General features: G+C 71.7%; 12 protein-coding genes. 9 read left to right on the forward strand and 3 right to left on the reverse strand.

Annotation, left to right across the window (positions count from 1 at the left end; all coding sequences use genetic code 11):
- The first annotated feature begins 6 nt into the window (after positions 1-6).
- Positions 7-2904 carry a hybrid sensor histidine kinase/response regulator gene (locus DX914_RS17005; protein WP_115860939.1) on the forward strand — a complete coding sequence of 966 codons (2898 nt, stop codon included), beginning with the start codon at positions 7-9 and terminating at the stop codon, positions 2902-2904.
- Here DX914_RS17005 and DX914_RS20110 read toward each other — a convergent pair.
- Complete coding sequence (locus DX914_RS20110; RefSeq protein WP_147300716.1) at positions 2897-3142, reverse strand: hypothetical protein; 246 nt, start codon at positions 3140-3142, stop codon at positions 2897-2899. The genes DX914_RS17005 and DX914_RS20110 overlap by 8 nt on opposite strands.
- On the opposite strand from DX914_RS20110, the gene ggt reads away from it, so the two are divergent.
- The 3 genes from ggt to DX914_RS17020 are packed head-to-tail and all read left to right on the forward strand — an operon-like array spanning position 3141 to position 6902.
- Entirely contained in the window at positions 3141-4880 is a 1740-nt protein-coding gene (gene ggt / locus DX914_RS17010; RefSeq protein ID WP_115860941.1) for a gamma-glutamyltransferase, read from the forward strand. The two genes, DX914_RS20110 and ggt, sit on opposite strands and share 2 nt — an antisense overlap.
- 4 nt (positions 4881-4884) lie before the next feature.
- Complete coding sequence (locus tag DX914_RS17015) at positions 4885-6531, forward strand: putative 2OG-Fe(II) oxygenase (RefSeq protein WP_115860943.1); 1647 nt, start codon at positions 4885-4887, stop codon at positions 6529-6531.
- Between the two features lie 20 nt (positions 6532-6551).
- The gene (locus DX914_RS17020) at positions 6552-6902 is read left to right on the forward strand and encodes a gamma-glutamylcyclotransferase family protein (RefSeq protein ID WP_115860945.1); all 351 of its coding nucleotides are present in this window, start codon (positions 6552-6554) and stop codon (positions 6900-6902) included.
- 189 nt (positions 6903-7091) lie between these two features.
- Here DX914_RS17020 and DX914_RS17025 read toward each other — a convergent pair whose 3' ends face one another.
- Entirely contained in the window at positions 7092-8582 is a 1491-nt protein-coding gene (locus DX914_RS17025) for an AAA family ATPase (protein WP_115861265.1), read from the reverse strand.
- Between the two features lie 109 nt (positions 8583-8691).
- On the opposite strand from DX914_RS17025, the gene DX914_RS17030 reads away from it, so the two are divergent.
- The gene (locus DX914_RS17030) at positions 8692-9600 is read left to right on the forward strand and encodes an AEC family transporter (protein ID WP_115861268.1); all 909 of its coding nucleotides are present in this window, start codon (positions 8692-8694) and stop codon (positions 9598-9600) included.
- A gap of 85 nt (positions 9601-9685) precedes the next feature.
- On the opposite strand, the gene DX914_RS17035 is transcribed toward DX914_RS17030, so the two are convergent.
- Complete coding sequence (locus DX914_RS17035) at positions 9686-12124, reverse strand: S8 family serine peptidase (protein WP_115860947.1); 2439 nt, start codon at positions 12122-12124, stop codon at positions 9686-9688.
- 432 nt (positions 12125-12556) lie between these two features.
- Here DX914_RS17035 and DX914_RS17040 point away from each other — a divergent pair, with 432 nt between their 5' ends.
- From DX914_RS17040 to DX914_RS17055, 4 genes are all read left to right on the forward strand, one after another.
- Complete coding sequence (locus DX914_RS17040; RefSeq protein WP_115860949.1) at positions 12557-13186, forward strand: ParA family protein; 630 nt, start codon at positions 12557-12559, stop codon at positions 13184-13186.
- 133 nt (positions 13187-13319) lie between these two features.
- Positions 13320-13796, forward strand: coding sequence for a SixA phosphatase family protein (locus DX914_RS17045; protein ID WP_115860951.1), 477 nt, complete (start codon positions 13320-13322; stop codon positions 13794-13796).
- A complete protein-coding gene (locus tag DX914_RS17050; protein ID WP_115861270.1) occupies positions 13793-14410 on the forward strand; it encodes a YceI family protein in 618 nt (205 codons plus the stop codon). Before DX914_RS17045 ends, DX914_RS17050 begins: the two co-directional genes overlap by 4 nt.
- The gene (locus DX914_RS17055; protein ID WP_231118310.1) at positions 14407-16341 is read left to right on the forward strand and encodes a phospholipase D family protein; all 1935 of its coding nucleotides are present in this window, start codon (positions 14407-14409) and stop codon (positions 16339-16341) included. The genes DX914_RS17050 and DX914_RS17055 overlap by 4 nt, the downstream gene beginning before the upstream one ends.
- Positions 16342-16542 lie beyond the last annotated feature (201 nt).

A 16542-nucleotide genomic window follows, 5' to 3' on the forward strand; every position in this document is an offset into this window, starting at 1 on the left:
CCGCGCGTGCGCGCCTGGCTGGGCACGCTCAGCATCCGCCGCCAACTGTGGGCGCTGTTCGGACTGCTGCTGCTCACCGGCGCCACTGTGCTGGTGGTGGACGAGATCGCGCAGTACCGCGCGCGCGAAAGCCTGCTGACCCTGCGCGAGGATTCGCTGCAGGGGCTGCGCCATATCAAGACCGTGTCCGACGCCTACGGCCTGGACGTGGTCGACACCACCTTCCGCGTGCGCAACAACCTGGTGACCTGGCGCGAAGGCGTGGCCACGGTCGACGCCGCGCGCAAGCGCATCGACGACAGCTGGGCGGTGCTGCAGACCCTGCCGCGCACGCGCGAGGAAGCGGTGCACTTCCGCGCCGCCGGCGAGGCGCGGGTGGCCGCCGACGCGGCCGCGGCCGAGCTGCGCGCGATCCTGCTGCGCGAGGACATCGTCGCCCTGGGCGGTTTCGCCGACACGCGTCTCTACCCGGCGATCGATCCGGTGACCCAGCGCCTGAAGCTGCTCTCGGACCTGGCCCTGGTCCAGGCCGACGCGGTGGTGCGCGAGGACATCGCCCGCAGCCGCCGGGTCAGCGCGCTGCGCATCGGCCTGTCGGTGCTGGCGCTGCTGATCGCCGCGCTGATCGGCCGGCGCGTGCTGCGCAACGCCTACCGCGGCGTGGAGAGCCTGGTGTGGCTGGCGCGGCGCATGCGCGAGCACGACTACACCGCCGTGCCCAAGCACGAGCCGCGCGGCGAGCTGGCGATGGTGATGCAGGCCTTCCTGGAGATGCGCAGCAACGTGCTGGGCTTCGAGAACGAGCTCACCGATCAGTTGCTGCGCAACGAACGCACCCGCGCCGAGCTGGAGCGGCGCGAGCATTTCCAGCGCTCGTTGCTGCAGGCGGCGCAGACCGCGATCGTCGTGGTCGATGCGCAAGGCCGCTTCACCCAGGTCAATCCCTTCGCCGAACGCCTGCTGGGCTGGCCCGCGGCCGAACTGCTGGAGCGCCAGCATTTGCACGTGTTGTTCGAGGGCAAGGCGCTGCAGGCGCTGGCGGCGGAGCTGGGCGAAAGCCTGGGCCGGCCGGTGCTGGCCGACTGGACCGCGCTGCGCGAATTGGGCCGGACCCGCGCCGCGCCGCGCGAGGCCATGCTGCGCCATCGCAACGGCACCTGGGTGCCGGCGCTGGTGGCCATGTCGGCGCTGCGTGGCGAGGAGCGCGGCGACGACGGCGGCCTGCTGCTGGTGGCCGCCGACCTCAGCGCGATCCGCCGCCTGGAACGCGAACTGCGCGCGAGCGAGGCGCGCGCGCAGGAGGCCAGCCGGGCCAAGTCCTCGTTCCTGGCGGCGATGAGCCACGAGATCCGCACGCCCATGATCGGCGTGACCGGCATGATCGAAGTGCTGGCCCATTCCCAGCTGGACCCGGATCAGCGCCGCGCGCTGAACATCATCCAGCAGTCCTCGCAGTCGCTGCTGCAGATCATCGGCGACATCCTGGATTTTTCGAAGATCGAAGCCGGGCGGCTGGAGCTGTCGCCCACACCCAGCTCGCTGCCGGCGATGCTGCGCAGCACCGTGGCCAACTACGCCGGCGCGGCTTCGAGCAAGGGCCTGAACCTGCTGTGCGAGATCGACACGCGCGTGGGCCCGGCGCACCTGGCCGATGCGCTGCGGCTGCGCCAGATCGTGAGCAATTTCCTGTCCAACGCGCTCAAGTTCACCCACGAGGGCCTGGTCCAGGCCGCGCTGGAATGGCAGGACAGCGCCAGGAACGCCGACGGCGTCGTGGTCGACACGCTGTGCTTGCGCGTCACCGACACCGGCATAGGCGTGGACGAGGCGCAGCAGAAAAAGCTATTCCAGGCTTTCAGCCAGGCCGAGAGCGACACCACCCGCCGCTACGGCGGCACCGGCCTGGGCCTGGCGATCTGCCGGCGCCTGGCCGAGCTCATGGGCGGGCGCATCGAGATGGAAAGCCGGCCCGGTTTGGGCACCACGATGCGGCTCCTGGTCAGCCTGCCGCGCGCGCGCGCCGAAGACCTGCCGGCCGACGCCACCGGCGCCGGCAAGGCCGCGACGGTGGCGTTGCGGCCGCTGCCCAGCGTGGAGCAGGCGCAGACCGAGCGCAGCCTGGTGCTGCTGGCCGACGACCACCCCACCAACCGCTTGGTGATCGCGCGCCAGCTGGCCCTGGCCGGCTACGCCAGCGAATCGGCCGAGGACGGTTTGCAGGCGCTGGAGCGTTGGCGCAGCGGCCGCTACGCATTGCTGCTGTCGGACGTGCACATGCCCGGGTTGGACGGCTACGCGCTGGCGCGTGCAATTCGCGAAGCCGAGGACGAATCCGGCCAGGCGCGCACGCCCATCGTCGCGCTGACCGCGTCGGCGCTGAAGGGCGAAGCCGAGCGCTGCCTGGCCGCGGGCATGGACGACTACCTGAGCAAGCCGGTGTCGGTGGCCGCGCTGGCGCAATGCCTGCAACGCTGGTTGCCGCATACCGCGCCCGCGGCGGCGGGCGCCGCCGCGGCGAACGGGCCGGCCTTGCAGTTGCCCGGCGACGCCTTGCCGCAGCTGCGCGAGCCGCCCGCGCTGGACCGCAGCGTGCTCGATGCGCTGGCCGGCGGCTCGGCGGAGGAGGCGCGCGCGCTGATCGAGGACTTCTTGGCCTCGACGGTGCAGGACCAGCAGGCCCTGCACGCCGCGCGCGAAGCCGGCGATGCGGTCGCGCTCACGCGCCAGGCGCACAAGATCAAAGGCGCCGCACGCATGGTCGGCGCGGTCGAACTGGCCGACGCGGCGCAGGCGCTGGAGAGCGCGGGGCGCCTGGGCGAATGGCCGCCGCTGCCGCCGCGGGTGGCGGACCTGGACACCGCGCTGGAACGCCTGCGCCTAGCCGTGGCCGCCGCGATCATCTAAGACCCTCGATACCGTCATTCCGGCGCAAGCCGGAACCCATTTTGATCTTGACCTGCCAGCCGCCCACCCGCGGTTCCACGGAGCGAAAATCAACATGGGTTCCGGCTTGCGCCGGAATGACGGTGGAGGTGAGCGCGCGGCGCCAGCGCACCTCGCGCAATCGGTCGTCTCCCCCGTCATGCGCCACCCGCCCCAGGTCTGCGTTATCGTCGCGGTCCGATCCGCGGAGCCTCGCCATGACGTCTTCCCGCTCGTCCTCCCGCCGCCGGCGCCTGCCGCTGGCCGTGCTGGCCGCCCTGCTGGCGCTGGGCCAGGCCGCGCCCGCGGCGGCCGCCGACCGCATCACCGGCAAGCCCTTCGCCACCCGCAGCGAGGTCTACGCGCCGCACGCCATCGCCGCCACCTCGCATCCGCTGGCCACCCAGATCGCGCTGGACGTGATGAAGCGCGGCGGCAACGCGGTGGACGCGGCCATCGCCGCCAACGCCGCGCTGGGCCTGATGGAACCCACCGGCAGCGGCATCGGCGGCGACCTGTTCGCGATCGTGTGGGACCCCAAGACCGCCAAGCTCTACGGCTACAACGGCTCGGGCCGTTCGCCCAAGGCGCTGAGCCTGGCCGAATTCCGCAAGCGCGGGCTCAGCGATATCCCGCCGCACGGCCCGCTGCCGGTGACCGTGCCCGGCGCGGTCGATGGCTGGTTCGCGCTGCACGAGCGCTTCGGCCGCCAGTCCATGGCCGACAACCTGGCGCCGACCATCCGCTATGCGCGCGAAGGCCATCCGGTGCACGAGGTGATCGCCTACTACTGGAACGCCTCGGTGCCGCGCCTGTCGAAGTGGCCCGGCTTCAAGGAGCAGTTCACCATCGACGGCCGCGCCCCGCGCACCGGCGAGATGTGGAAGAACCCGAACCTGGCCGCGACCCTGGAGCAGATCGCCCAGGGCGGCCGCGACGCGTTCTACAAGGGCCAGATCGCGCGCACCATCGATGCCTACTTCAAGGCCAACGACGGCTTCCTGCGCTACGAAGACCTGGCCGCGCACCGCGGCGAATGGGTCGAGCCGGTCAGCACCAACTACCGTGGCTTTGACGTGTGGGAACTGCCGCCCAACGGCCAGGGCATCGCCGCGCTGCAGATCCTCAACCTGCTCGAACCCTACGACCTCAAGTCCTACGGCTTCGGCAGCCCCGAGCACGTGCATTTGTTCGCCGAAGCCAAGAAGCTGGCCTTCGCCGACCGCGCGCGCTGGTACGCCGACCCGGCCTTCGCCCAGCTGCCGGTGGAGCAGCTGATCTCCAAGCGCTACGCCGAGCAGCGGCGCAAGCTGATCTCGATGGACAAGGCCGCGCGCGAAGCGCAGCCGGCCACGCCCAAGGAGCTGGACGAGGGCGACACCATCTACCTGACCGTGGCCGACGCCGACGGCATGATGGTGTCGCTGATCCAGTCCAACTACCGCGGCATGGGCAGCGGCATGGCCGCGCCGGGCCTGGGCTTCATCTTCCAGGACCGCGGCGAGCAGTTCGTGCTCAAGGAAGGCCACCCCAATTCCTTCGCGCCGGGCAAGCGCCCGTTCCACACCATCATTCCCGCGTTCGTGACCAAGAACGGCAAGCCCTGGCTGTCGTTCGGGGTGATGGGCGGGGCGATGCAGCCGCAGGGCCACGTGCAGATCCTGCTCAACATGATCGACTTCGGCATGAACCTGCAGGAAGCCGGCGACGCGCCGCGCATCCAGCACGACGGCTCCACCGAGCCGGCCGGGCAGGCGGTGGCGATGAGCGACGGCGGCGAGCTGGATCTGGAAACCGGCTATCCCTACGAGACCGTGCGCGAGCTGATGCGCAAGGGCCACAGCGTGCGTTTCGCCCACGGCCCCTACGGCGGCTACCAGGCGATCATGGTCAATCCCAACGGCGGCTACGTCGGCGCCAGCGAATCGCGCAAGGACGGGCAGGCCGCGGGGTATTGAGCGAGTGAGTTCGACCGGTCCGCGCGCGTTGTCGCCCAGCGAACAGTCGCGCCTGATGGGCGAGGCCTTCGCCGCGCTGCAGCGCCGCGACGGCGCCGCCGCGCGCGCGGCCTGCGAAGCGGTGCTCGCGGCCGACGCCAGCGTGTTCGGCGCCTGGCGTTTGCTCGGCATGGCCGCGGGCCTGCAAGGCGATGCGGCCTGCGCTTTGCAGGCGGCCACGCGCGCGCAGGCGCTGCGGCCGCGCGATGCGGCCGTGGCCTTGGAACTGGGCACGCATCTGCTGCGCGCGGGCCGTGCCGGCGAGGCGATGGCGCCGTTGCGGCTGGCCATGGACGCGCCCGAGCCCGACATGCTCGCCGGCTTCCGCTACGGCCTGGCCGCGTTCCAGCTCGGCGACTACGAAGCCGCGGCCGCCGGTTTCGAGTTGGCCGTGCAACGCGACCCGTCGTCCGACGAAGCCTGGAACAATCTGGCCGCGGCGCTGGGCCGCCTGCAGCGCTATCCGCAGGCCATCGCCGCCGCGCGCAACGCCCTGCGCCTCACCCTGCAGGATGCGCAGGCGCACCAGACCCTGGCCGCGCTGCTGTCCAACTTGTTCGAGCGCGATGCGCTGGAAGAGGCGCTGCGCGCGGCCGAGCGCGCGCTGCAGCTGGACCCGGCGCTGGCCGCCGCGCACCGCGACGCCGCGGTGGTGCTGCGCAAGCTCGGCGATCCGCAGCGCGCGGAGGCACATGCGCGCCGCGCGGTGCAACTGGCGCCGGACGATGCGACCGGCATCGAGCTGCTCGGCGACCTGCTGGTCGCCAACCGCCGCAGCGGCGACGCGGTGGCGGTGTACCGCGCCGCGTTCGCGCACGGCGTTGACACGCCGGCGCTGCGCCGCCAGCACGGCATCGCCTTGCTGCGCGACGGCCAGCCCGCCGCTGCGCACCAGGCGTTGGACGCGCTGCTGCGCGAGCAGCCGCAGGACCAACGCGCGATCGCGCATCTGGGTGTGGCGCTGGCGGCCGACGGGCAGCTGGACGCGGCGGTCGAACGACTGGGTTTGCAGCGTCACATCCAGGCGATCGGGCTGCCGCTGCCCGCCGGCTTCGACGACGGCGCCACGTTCCACCGCGCGCTGGCCGACGACATCCGCCGCCACAGTCAGCAGCGCTGGGAGCCGGCCGGCCTGGCCGCGCGCGGCGCCTATCTCAGCGGCGACCTGCTGGCCGACCGCACGCCGGCGATCCTGGGTTTCGAGCAGCGTTTGCGCGAGGCCATCGACGCCTACATCGCCGCCTGCCGCGCGACGCCGGACGACGACTTCCTGCGCAACGCGCCCGAGCGTTATCGCTTGCATGTGTGGGCCACGCAGGCCGCCGAAAGCGGCTACATCGACACCCACATCCACGAGGAATCCTGGCTGTCGGGCGCGTACTACGTGGAGCTGCCGCCGGCCATCGCCGACGGCGATGCCGAGCACGCCGGCTGGATCGAATTCGGCCGCCCCTACGCCGGCCTGCCCGCCTGGCCGGAACACGCGCTGCGCCACGTGCGCCCGCAGGTCGGCACCGTGCTGCTGTTCCCGTCCTATCTGTTCCATCGCACCCTGCCGTACCGCGGCGACGGCGAGCGCATCAGCATTTCCTTCGACCTGGCCGCGGTCTGAGCGGCGCTCTGGAGTCCGCCATGACCGACATCGCGCTGTTCTCCTACGGCACCTTGCAGGACGAGGCGGTGCAGCTGGCGACCTTCGGCCGCCGCCTGCACGGCCAGGCCGATGCCCTGGTCGGCTACCGCCGCGGCCTGCTCAAGATCGAGGACCCGCAGGTGCTGGCCGCCAGCGGCCAGGACCACCACCCCATCGTCGAACCCAGCCACGACCCCGCCGACCGCGTCGCCGGCACCGTGTTCGCGATCAGCGCGCAGGAACTGGCGCAGGCCGACGCCTACGAAGTGGACGACTACGAACGCGTCGAAGCCCCGCTGGCCTCCGGCCGCCGTGCCTGGGTCTACGTGCGCCGCCGCCCTGCAGGGTAGGAGCGGCGCAAGCCGCGACCGCGAACCTTCGGCCACGGCGCCAATGAGCCGACTCGTCCGCGCAGCGCAGACATCGACGCCTTCGCTTGCCGCCCTCTGTGGGAGCGACGCGAGCCGCGATAGCGCACCTTCGGCCGCCCGTGGTCGCGGTTTGCGCCGCTCCTACCCCAAAGCAGATTCGCCGCCGCTTCAGTCCGCAGGCACGGTCCGCGACCGCGCCCAGCTGCGCAAGCTCTCCACCTGCTCGGCCATCAGCACCGACAACGGCCGGGTCTGCTTGAGCTCGCTGCGCAACTGGAAATCCGACAGCGGCGCGCCCGCCGCATGCGCCGCATACATCGCCGCCACGATCGCCTGCTCGATCTCCGCGCCGGAGAAACCCTCGCTGGCCTCGGCCAGCGCCGTCAGCTCGAAGGCCTCTGGATCCAGCGCGCGCTTGCGCAGGTGCAGCGCGAACAGCTCGATGCGCGTGGCCGCATCGGGCAGGTCGACGAAGAAGATCTCGTCGAAGCGCCCCTTGCGCAGCAGCTCCGGCGGCAGCGCGTCGATCTGGTTGGCGGTGGCCACCAGGAACACCCGCGACTTGCGCTCGGCCATCCAGGTCAGCAAATAACCCAGCACGCGACGCGACACGCCGCCGTCGCTGTCGCCGCCGTCGCCGGCCAGGCCCTTTTCGATCTCGTCGATCCACAGCACGCAAGGCGAGAGCTGTTCGGCCGAGGCCAGCGCCGCGCGCAGGTTCTTCTCGGTCTCGCCGTGGAACTTGTCGTACAGGGTGCCGAAATCCAGCCGCACCAGCGGCACGCCGAAACCGGCCGCCACCGCCTTGGCCAGCATCGACTTGCCGCAGCCCTGCACGCCCAGCAGCAGCACGCCCTTGGGCAGGTCCAGGCCCGGCGGCGGCTCGCCGCCCACGAACACCGGCCGGCGCTGCTCGATCCAGCGCTTGAGCCGGCGCGCGCCGGCCACATCGCCCATGCGCGCGCTGTCGTATTCGTAATGCAGATGCCCGGAGCGGTTGAGCAGCTCGAACTTGAGCTTGGCCAGCTCCGGCAGGTCGTCGGCGCCGATCGCGCCGTCGCGGAAGATCAGATGGCGCGCGATCCGGCGCGCGTCCACCGGGTCCAGGCCCTGCAGGTTGCGCACGATCTGCTTGACCACCTCGGCGTCGGCCTCGACCCGGCGGCCGCCGTGCTCGCGCATGTAGTTCTCGGCCTCCTCGCGCACCAGCTTGAGCAGGGCGTTGGCATCGGGCAGGCGCGGCGAATAGCGCACCGCCAGCGAGTCCAGGTCCGGCGGCAGCTCCACCTTGTGTCCGATCAGCACCAGCACGTGCGGCTGGCAGCCGCGGCGCTGCAGGATCTCGCGCAGCTGGCGCTGGGTGCTGGCATAGCCCAGATAAGGGTGGGCGTCGAACAGCAGGTAGATGCCGCGCTGGTCGGCCTCGCGCACCGCCTGCAAGGTGGTGGAGATGTCCGGCGCGACCTGGGTTTCCTCGTCGTCGCGGTCGAAGTCGACCCGGCGCAGGCCTTCGGTGATCGACCAGCGGTACAGCGCGCGCCACACCTGCATCAGCGCCTGCCGGAACAGCTCGATCACGCGCGCTTCGTCGCGGGTCTCGATCACGATCAGGGGGGTGTTGGCGCGGATCAGCGCGGTCAGGTCTTGCAGGTCGCTCATGGAATCGGTCTTCGGGGCCGGCGCCATCATATCGGGGCGCTTGAGCGCGCGCGCGGCAACCGCGACCATGACCGTCTCGCGCCCTGCGGCGCGCCGACCGCGGACCGCGATGGCTTTCGACGCCTTCGCCCTGGTGCTGGCCATGCTGGCCCTGGGCTACTTGTTCCAGCGCCTGCGCGCGCTGCCCGAGGGCGCCGCGCAGACCTTGAACCTGGTGGTGCTCTACGTCTGCCTGCCGGCGGCGGTGCTGCGTTATGCGCCGCGCCTGACTCTGGAGCCGGCCCTGCTGGGCGTGGCCGCGGTGCCCTGGCTGTTGCTGGGCGCCACCGTGTTGCTGGTGGGCCTGCTGGCGCGTTGGCTGCGCCTGCGGCGCGACGAGCACGCGGTGCTGCTGTTGACCGTGGCCCTGGGCAACACCAGCTTCCTCGGCTATCCGCTCACCCGCGCGCTGATCGGCGAGCACGCATTGCCCTATGCCGTGGTCTACGACCAGTTCGGCGCCTTCCTGATCCTGTCCACTTTCGGCCTGTGGGTGCTGGCGCGCTACGGCGGCGACACCGCGCCCAGCGCCAGCGACATGCTGCGCCGGGTGCTGCGCTTCCCGCCGCTGTGGGCCTTGCTGATCGGCTTCACCGTGATGCCGGCCGAGCCGCCGAGCTGGATCGCCGGCGGCCTGCAGCGCTTGTCCGACGCGCTGCTGCCGCTGGCCATGCTGACCATCGGCCTGTCGGTGAAATTGGCCCTGCCGCGCGACGAACTGCGGCCGCTGGCGGCGGGCCTGATCTTGAAACTCGCGCTGATGCCGGCGCTGGCCTGGGCGCTGGTGCCGCTGCTGGGCCTGCACGGCGAGATGGCGCGCACCACCGTGCTGGAGTCGGCCATGCCCTCGATGGTCACCGCCGGCGCGCTGGCCATCGCCCACCAGCTGGCGCCGCGCCTGGCCGCGGCCATGGTCGGCTACGGCCTGCTGCTGTCGCTGCTGACCCTGCCGCTGTGGGCGCGGGTGGCGGTGGGCTAAAAAAACGGCGCCGGATCCTTCCGGCGCCGTCGGCGAATCCCCGCGTCCACGAGATCGCGGGGACCGCACTTCGGAGAAGCGAACCTCAGTTCACCGCGGAGCAGGTCGCGCCGTTGGTGGCCTGCAGCTGGTCGTAGCTCGACTGGCCGGCCGGCAGCGGCGAGGCCTGCGCGGGCAGCAGCGAGCGGTAGGCCGGTGCGTACAGCGCCGACAGCACGCAGGCCTGCGACTGCGCGTGGAACCTCAGGCGGCCGTTGCCGAAGCCGCTGTCGAAGCCCGCAGCGCCCAGATCGTTGCCCTGGGTGCCGGCGACCAGGACCAGCGCGTCGTAGGTCGCGTTGGCCAGGTGGTTGCGGCGCTGGCTCAGCAGCGCGGCGCGGTCGGCCTTCTGCTGCGCGGTGGCGTTGGCCGGCAGCGCGGCGGGCTCGGTGGCGCTGGTCAGCTGGCGCTGGTGCTGCAGGCCCAACGCGGCCAGCGCGGCCACGTGCGGCGCCGCGGCGGAGGTGCCGCCGAAGCCGTTGTCGCCGTAGGACACCGTGTCGACGTTGGCGAAGCTGCCCACATCCGGCTTGGCGTTGCCCGCGGCCTGACCGGCCGGGCGCGCGCCGCCGGCGGCCAGCACCGGGCCGCGCGAGCTGTAGTTCTCCAGCGCCGAATCGGCCGCGTTCAAGGCCGCCACCGTGATCACGCTGGCCGAGTCGGCCGGGTGCAGGATCGAACGCTCGGCTTGCGCGTACTGCAACGGCAGCTTGCCGGTGGTGATGCGCAGGAAGTTGGCCGCCGCCGCGGTCTTGCGCACCACGCGCAAGGCGAAGATGCCGCCGCCGGAGATCGCCGCGCCGCCCAGGGCCAGGCCACGGTAGGCGTCGGCGCAACGCGCGGTGGCCATGTTCGACGACGGCACGAAGTTGAAGCCTTCCAGCGGCTCCTGCCCGGCGCCGCCGTTCTGCGCCTGGTCGGACTGCGTGGCCACGACCCAGCCGGCGGGCGTGACGATGTTGCCCCAGCGCCCGGTCACCGGATCGCGTCCGAACGCCCGCGTCTCATCGCGCCAGCGCAGCAGTTCCAGGCGGTAGTCGGTATCGACCAGATTGTTGTTGGACGCCCAATCGTTCCAGCTCAGGAAGGCGGTGATCGGCAGCTGGTTGGCCACGGCCGCGCCGCCCGCGCCGAACAGCGGATAGCACTGGGCGAAGGCCGCGCCCTGGCCGATGTTGATCGACAGGGTATTGGCGTCCTGCACGCCGGCGGTGGCGGTGTCGAAGTCCTGGTTCACGTTGGCCACCGCGGCGCCGTTGCTGTCGCCGTCCCAGTGCGCCTGGGCGTGGTTGCCGGCGGCGTTGATCACGATCACGCCGTTGCGGCTGGCCGCGTCGAGCGCGTCGTACAGGCCCTTGTACACGCCCGTGGTGGCGGTGCCGTCGCCCGGCGCGCCGGCGATGCCGCCCTGCGAGGCGGTGATGACCTGCGCGCGCGGTTCGCCCAGCGGCTGGTTCTGCGCGTCCAGGTTGGCCGCGTTCTGGATGCCGCGCACCCAGTCGGCGGTGGCGCCGGCGTCGTAGACCCTGAACTTGGCCCGCGGCGCGATGTCGTAGACGATCTCGGTGACCGCGTTGCCGTGCTTCTGCCCGCCCGCGCCGAACGCCTTGCCGGTGGGCGGCGTCAGCACCAGGTTGTCGGGCTCGGCCACGGTGTTGCTCGGCCATTCGCCCGCGGCCTGCAGCGCGGCGACCTGGCCGGCGTTGTCGGCGAACTGGTCCATGATCGCGATGGTCAGGCCTTCGCCCTGCAGATTGCGGCGCAGCGCCAGCGGCACGTCGGCCGAATTGCCCAGCGCGCGCAGTTGGTCGATGCCGCTGGCGGTGGCGCCGTCGGAGAACACCACCGTGTCGGCGATCTGCATCAGGTCCACGCCGGCCACGCCGTCGTGCCCGGCCACCCATTCCAGCTGCGCCAGCGGCACCAGCGCTTCCAAGCTGGGCGAACCCGGGATCTCGTGCGCGGCGATGCCGCCGGCGCGCAGGTGGGCGAGCAGGTGGGCGGCGGCCTGCGCGAGCCGGTTCGCGTCCTGGATGTCGGCGTAGTCCAGGGCCAGATCGACGTTGACCTTGACCTTCTCGCCTTCGCGCCAGCGCAGCGGAATGCCGGCGCGGTCCAGCGCGGCGATCTGCGCGCGCACCGAGGCGGCCTGCGCGGCGGGATCGGACGCGCCTGGGCGCGCGGCGGCACCGGCCGCCTGGCGCAGCTGCGCCGGCAGCGTCTGCACGGCTTGCAGCAGCTGGCCGGCGCCGAGCTTGGCCTGCACCGGCGTCTGCGGCACGGGCGCGGTGTAAGCCACGCTCAGCGAGGCCGGCGCCGCGCCCGGGCCGTTGCCCGCGGCTCGCGCGGCGGCGGCATCGGCGCCCGCGTACTGCGCCTGCGCAACCGGCGCCATGGCCGCATCGCGCTGCGACCACAGCAACACCGCGGTCACGGCCGCGGTCAGTGCGATGACGGTGTTCTTTCTGGTGAGACCCTTCTTCATGCGAGGTATTCCTGATGATTGGCCGTAAGGGATCGCTGCGCCGCACGTGAGTGCGCACAAGGGAGCAAGCGGATGGGCGTGGGCGATCGTCGGTGCCGTATGCGCCGCGCTTCGTCGCGATCGAAGCGCGGTGCTGCAATTCGGCACACTTTGTCTAACGCGATGAGGTAGCGCGCCCCTACCCCGATTTTTCTTTTTTTGAAATTTTTATGCGGGGGTCACACTTCTTCGCGCGTTTGATGCGTAGTGCATCCACGATAAAAGTGCAGGTGGACGCGGCCGTGCGGTGCGGGAGCCCCGTTCGCGGATCGGTCCTGCGGGGAACCTCCCGTCCCCGCGGTCCGAGTACGGCCCCCTCCCAGCGCGCTGATCCGTGATGACCGTATCCACGACCCCGGTGTACGCTGCGGCTTCCGCCCGGAGGGAGCTCGCATGAAGACCGTGCTGGTGGCCAGTTCCAAGGGGGGCGTGGGCAAGACCACCATCGCCACCCATCTAGCAGCGCAGTCGGCCTTGGACGGCCTGCGCACCGCGCTGGTCGACGCCGACCCGCAAGGTTCGTCCACGCGCTGGGCGCAACGCCGCGCCGGCCTGGACAGCGCGGTCCTGCCGCTGGACGGCACCCGCCGCAAGGCCTGGCGCAAGGCGCTGCCCGAGGACACCCAGCGGGTGGTCATCGACGCTGCGGCCGGGGCCATGGCCGACGACCTGGAGGCCTTCCTGGAGGTCGCCGACGCGGTGGTGGTACCGGTGCAGCCCTCCACCCTGGACATCGAGGCCACCGTGCCGTTCCTGGACACCCTGGCCAAGCACGCGCGCGTGCGCCGCGGCCAGCTGCGCGTGGGCCTGGTCGGCAACAAGCTCAAGCCCTGGACCAACGCCTCGCAGCAGGCGCTGGAACTGCTGCGCGAATGGCCCTACCCGCTGGTGGGCGAGCTGCGCGACAGCCAGGCCTACGTGGTCATGACCGCGCTGGGCAAGAGCCTGTTCGATTACCACTCGGCGCAGATCCGCGAACACCAGGCGGACTGGGAGCCCTTGCTGAAGTGGCTGAAGAAATAGGCGCGCCGCCTTCGCCGGCCGGGCGCCGCCCCGCCCGCCGCCCCCTACCCATCGCCGGGCCTGGCAGGCATGCTCTGTGCAGGCCCGCGCATGCGCCGGTTCTTCACTTTCCGACACAGGCTTCCGCCCCGCTATGCGCGAACTGATCCTGCTCCGCCACGCCCATGCCGAACCGGCCGCCAACGGCCAGGCCGACCTCGACCGACCGCTGTCCGCCGAAGGCCTGGCCGAAGCCGAGGCCGCCGGCCGCTGGCTGGCGGCCAACAAGCTGGTGCCCGACTGCGTGTTGTGCTCGCCCTCGCGGCGCACCCGCGAGACGCTGGAAGCGGTGCTGTCGGCGGTGGGCTACGTCGACCAGCGCATCGAGCCGTCGATCTACGAAGCCACCCCCGGCACCCTGATCGCGTTGGCCGACCAGCACGTGGAAGCCGAGCGGCTGATGCTGGTCGGCCACAACCCGGGCCTGGAGCGGCTGGCGGCGCTGCTGCACAGCGGCCAGTCCGGCGACTACCGCGGCATGCCGCCGGCCGGCATCGCGGTGCTGACCGTGCCCGCCGACACCGGCCTGGAGCCGGGCGTGGCCCAGCTCAGCGCCTTCTGGTGGCCGTGAGGCCGCCACGACCGGCCGCCGTACGCACCTACGCCGCGCTCGGCCTCGCTGTGATCGGCGCGGTCGCCGGCGCATTGGCCAGCGCGCCGGCACAGGCGTCGCAGGCGCCGGCCGTGCGCTCCTCCGGCTTCGACCCGGCCCACACCCGTTTCGGCTTCGAGTTGCGCACGCGCTGGGGCCAGCGCGTGGAAGGCCAGTTCCCCCGTTACGAGGGCGAGGTCAGCGTGCTCGCCGACGGCCGCCACCAGGTGCGCATCGCCCTGGCCACGGCCGCGGTCGAAGTGGCCGGTTCGCAGCGCTACACCGAAATCGCGCGCGGCCGCCGTTTCTTCGATTCGGCCCAGTACCCGCAGATCGAATTCCTGTCCGAGCCGCACAGCGGCGAGCTGGTCAGCACCGGCGGCCGCCTGCGCGGGCGCCTGACCCTGCACGGCGTGAGCCGCATGGAAACCTTCGTGCTCGCCCCGGCGGTGTGCGCGCGCCCGGGCCTGGACTGCGACGTGGTCGCCTACGGCAGCGTCAGCCGCGACGACTACCGCTTGGACGGCTGGCGCCTGGCCCTGGCCGACCGCGTGCGCTTCACCCTGCGCGTACGCCTGCGGAGCGCGCTGTGACGCGCTGGAAGACCCTGGCCGTCGCGCTGCTGGCGCTGAGCCTGTCGGCCTGCGCCGGGCTGTCGCGGGTGGAGCGCGAGCGCGCCACCGCGATCGTGCTGGCCGCGCGCCCGGCGCAGGTGGATTGCGACCAGCCCAACGCCTGCGCCCAGCCTTCGCCGCTGCGCGAGCTGGCCGCGCGCGCGCTGGCCGAGTCCACGCCCGAGGCGCCGCGCCACTACGCGCTGATCCTGGACCACGGCCCCGACGCGCTGCTGGCGCGCATCAACCTGATCCGCAGCGCGACCACCGCGATCGACCTGCAGACCTACATCTACGACGAAGACGACGCCGGCAAGCTGGTGCTGGACGAGTTGCTCGCCGCCGCGCGCCGCGGCGTGCGCGTGCGCCTGCTGCTGGACCAGCTCGCCGCGCTGCGCCGGATCGAAACCCTGGCCGCGCTGTCGGGCGCGCACGCCAATTTCGAAGTCCGCCTGTACAACCCGGTGCTGCGCCGCGCGCGCATCACCTACCCGCAGTACCTGCTGGCCGCGGCCTGCTGCTGGCGCCGGCTCAACCAGCGCATGCACACCAAGCTGCTGCTGGTGGACGGTGCGGTCGGCATCACCGGCGGGCGCAACTACCAGGACGACTATTACGACTGGGACGACGAGTACAACTTCCGCGACCGCGACCTGCTGGTGGCCGGCCCGATCGCGCAGGTCATGGACGAGGACTTCGTGCGTTTCTGGGAAGACCGCCGCAGCGTGCCGGTGGAGCGGCTCAAGGACGTGGGCGGCCAGGTGCTGCGCAGCGGCGTGCCGGCGCTGCCGCCGACCCAGTTCGAGCGGCCGCAGCGTGCCGAAGCCATGCGCCGCGACGCCGGCGATTTCGAGCGCGTGCGCGAGCGCCTGGCGTCGCAGGCCTTGTTGGTGGACGGCGTGCGCTACATCGCCGATTCGCCCGACAAGCACCGCGGCGACGGCAGTGGCGGCGCCCCGGCCTCGGATTCGCTGCGCGGGCTGATCGAGTCGGCGCAGACCGAAGTGCTGCTGCAAACGCCGTATCTGGTGCTGTCGGATTCGGCCCAGGACCTGTTCCGGCAACTGCGCAAGCGCCCGCAGCCGCCGCGGGTGATCGTGTCCACCAACAGCCTGGCCGCCACCGACGCCTTCATCGCCTATGCGCTGTCGTACAAGTACAAGCGCCGCTACCTGCGCGAGTTCGGTTTCGACATCTACGAGTACAAGCCGTTCCCCGCCGACGCCCCGATCGACATCGCCGCCACCGGCGCGGTGCTGCCGGACCTGGGCCTGCCCGGCCTGCCCGAGCCCGATCCGGAACTGCTGCGCGCGCAGCGCCCGGACCGCGCCAGCGTGGTCTCGCGCACCCAGTACCGCTCGCCGCTGTCGCGCGAGTACGCGGCCATGCGCTACGCGCGCCGACGCAGCAACGAACCGGTGCCGCTCAAGCGCGCCGGCGTGCGCATCGGCATGCATGCCAAGTCGATGGTCATCGACGAGCGCATCGGCGTGGTCGGCACCCACAACTTCGATCCGCGCGGCGACCACTACAACACCGAAGGCGCGGTGGTGATCGAGGACCCGGCGTTCGCGCGCGAACTAGCCGCGAGCATCCGTCGCGACATCGCGCCGGAGAACTCCTGGGTGATCGCGCGCCGCGACAAGCCGCCGGTGTTCTCGGGCCTGGAGTATTCGCTGGCCAAGATCTCCGAGCACCTGCCGCTGTTCGACCTGTGGCCGGTGCGCTACGCCACCAGCTACGAATTCGTGCCCGGCCCGGACTGCCCGCGTCCGCTGTACCGCAACCAGCCCGGCTTCCGTGCCTGCTACCGGCCGGTGGGCGACTTCCCCGAGGTCAGCATCGGGCCCAAGCGCCTGATCACGCGGATCTTCACCGCGTTCGGAGCGGGGCTGGCGCCGATTCTGTAGGCGCGTTGCGGGGCTGCGCGCCCTCAAAAGCAAATCCCCCCTCAACCCCCCTCTACAAAGGGGGGAGCCATAACCGTGGCCGCCCTGCACCCCCTACGAAACTGTTCCCCCTTTGTAGAGGGGGGGGGCTAGGGGGATTTGCCTTTGCTTTCGCCTTACCCCTCCGCCACCCCCGTCACATCCCCCCATCTAGGTCGTCAG

Origin of the sequence: Lysobacter silvisoli (genome assembly GCF_003382365.1) — a bacterium.
GTDB classification, from domain to species: Bacteria; Pseudomonadota; Gammaproteobacteria; order Xanthomonadales; family Xanthomonadaceae; genus Lysobacter; species Lysobacter silvisoli.

Bases quoted from the DNA above. Each gene is read 5' to 3' on its own strand.
- DX914_RS20110 (WP_147300716.1), bottom strand. From the start codon at position 3,142: ATGGCGAGGCTCCGCGGATCGGACCGCGACGATAACGCAGACCTGGGG.
- DX914_RS17020 (WP_115860945.1), top strand. From the start codon at position 6,552: ATGACCGACATCGCGCTGTTCTCCTACGGCACCTTGCAGGACGAGGCG.
- DX914_RS17045 (WP_115860951.1), top strand. From the start codon at position 13,320: ATGCGCGAACTGATCCTGCTCCGCCACGCCCATGCCGAACCGGCCGCC.
- ggt (WP_115860941.1), top strand. From the start codon at position 3,141: ATGACGTCTTCCCGCTCGTCCTCCCGCCGCCGGCGCCTGCCGCTGGCC.
- DX914_RS17035 (WP_115860947.1), bottom strand. From the start codon at position 12,124: ATGAAGAAGGGTCTCACCAGAAAGAACACCGTCATCGCACTGACCGCG.
- DX914_RS17040 (WP_115860949.1), top strand. From the start codon at position 12,557: ATGAAGACCGTGCTGGTGGCCAGTTCCAAGGGGGGCGTGGGCAAGACC.
- DX914_RS17030 (WP_115861268.1), top strand. From the start codon at position 8,692: ATGGCTTTCGACGCCTTCGCCCTGGTGCTGGCCATGCTGGCCCTGGGC.
- DX914_RS17025 (WP_115861265.1), bottom strand. From the start codon at position 8,582: ATGAGCGACCTGCAAGACCTGACCGCGCTGATCCGCGCCAACACCCCC.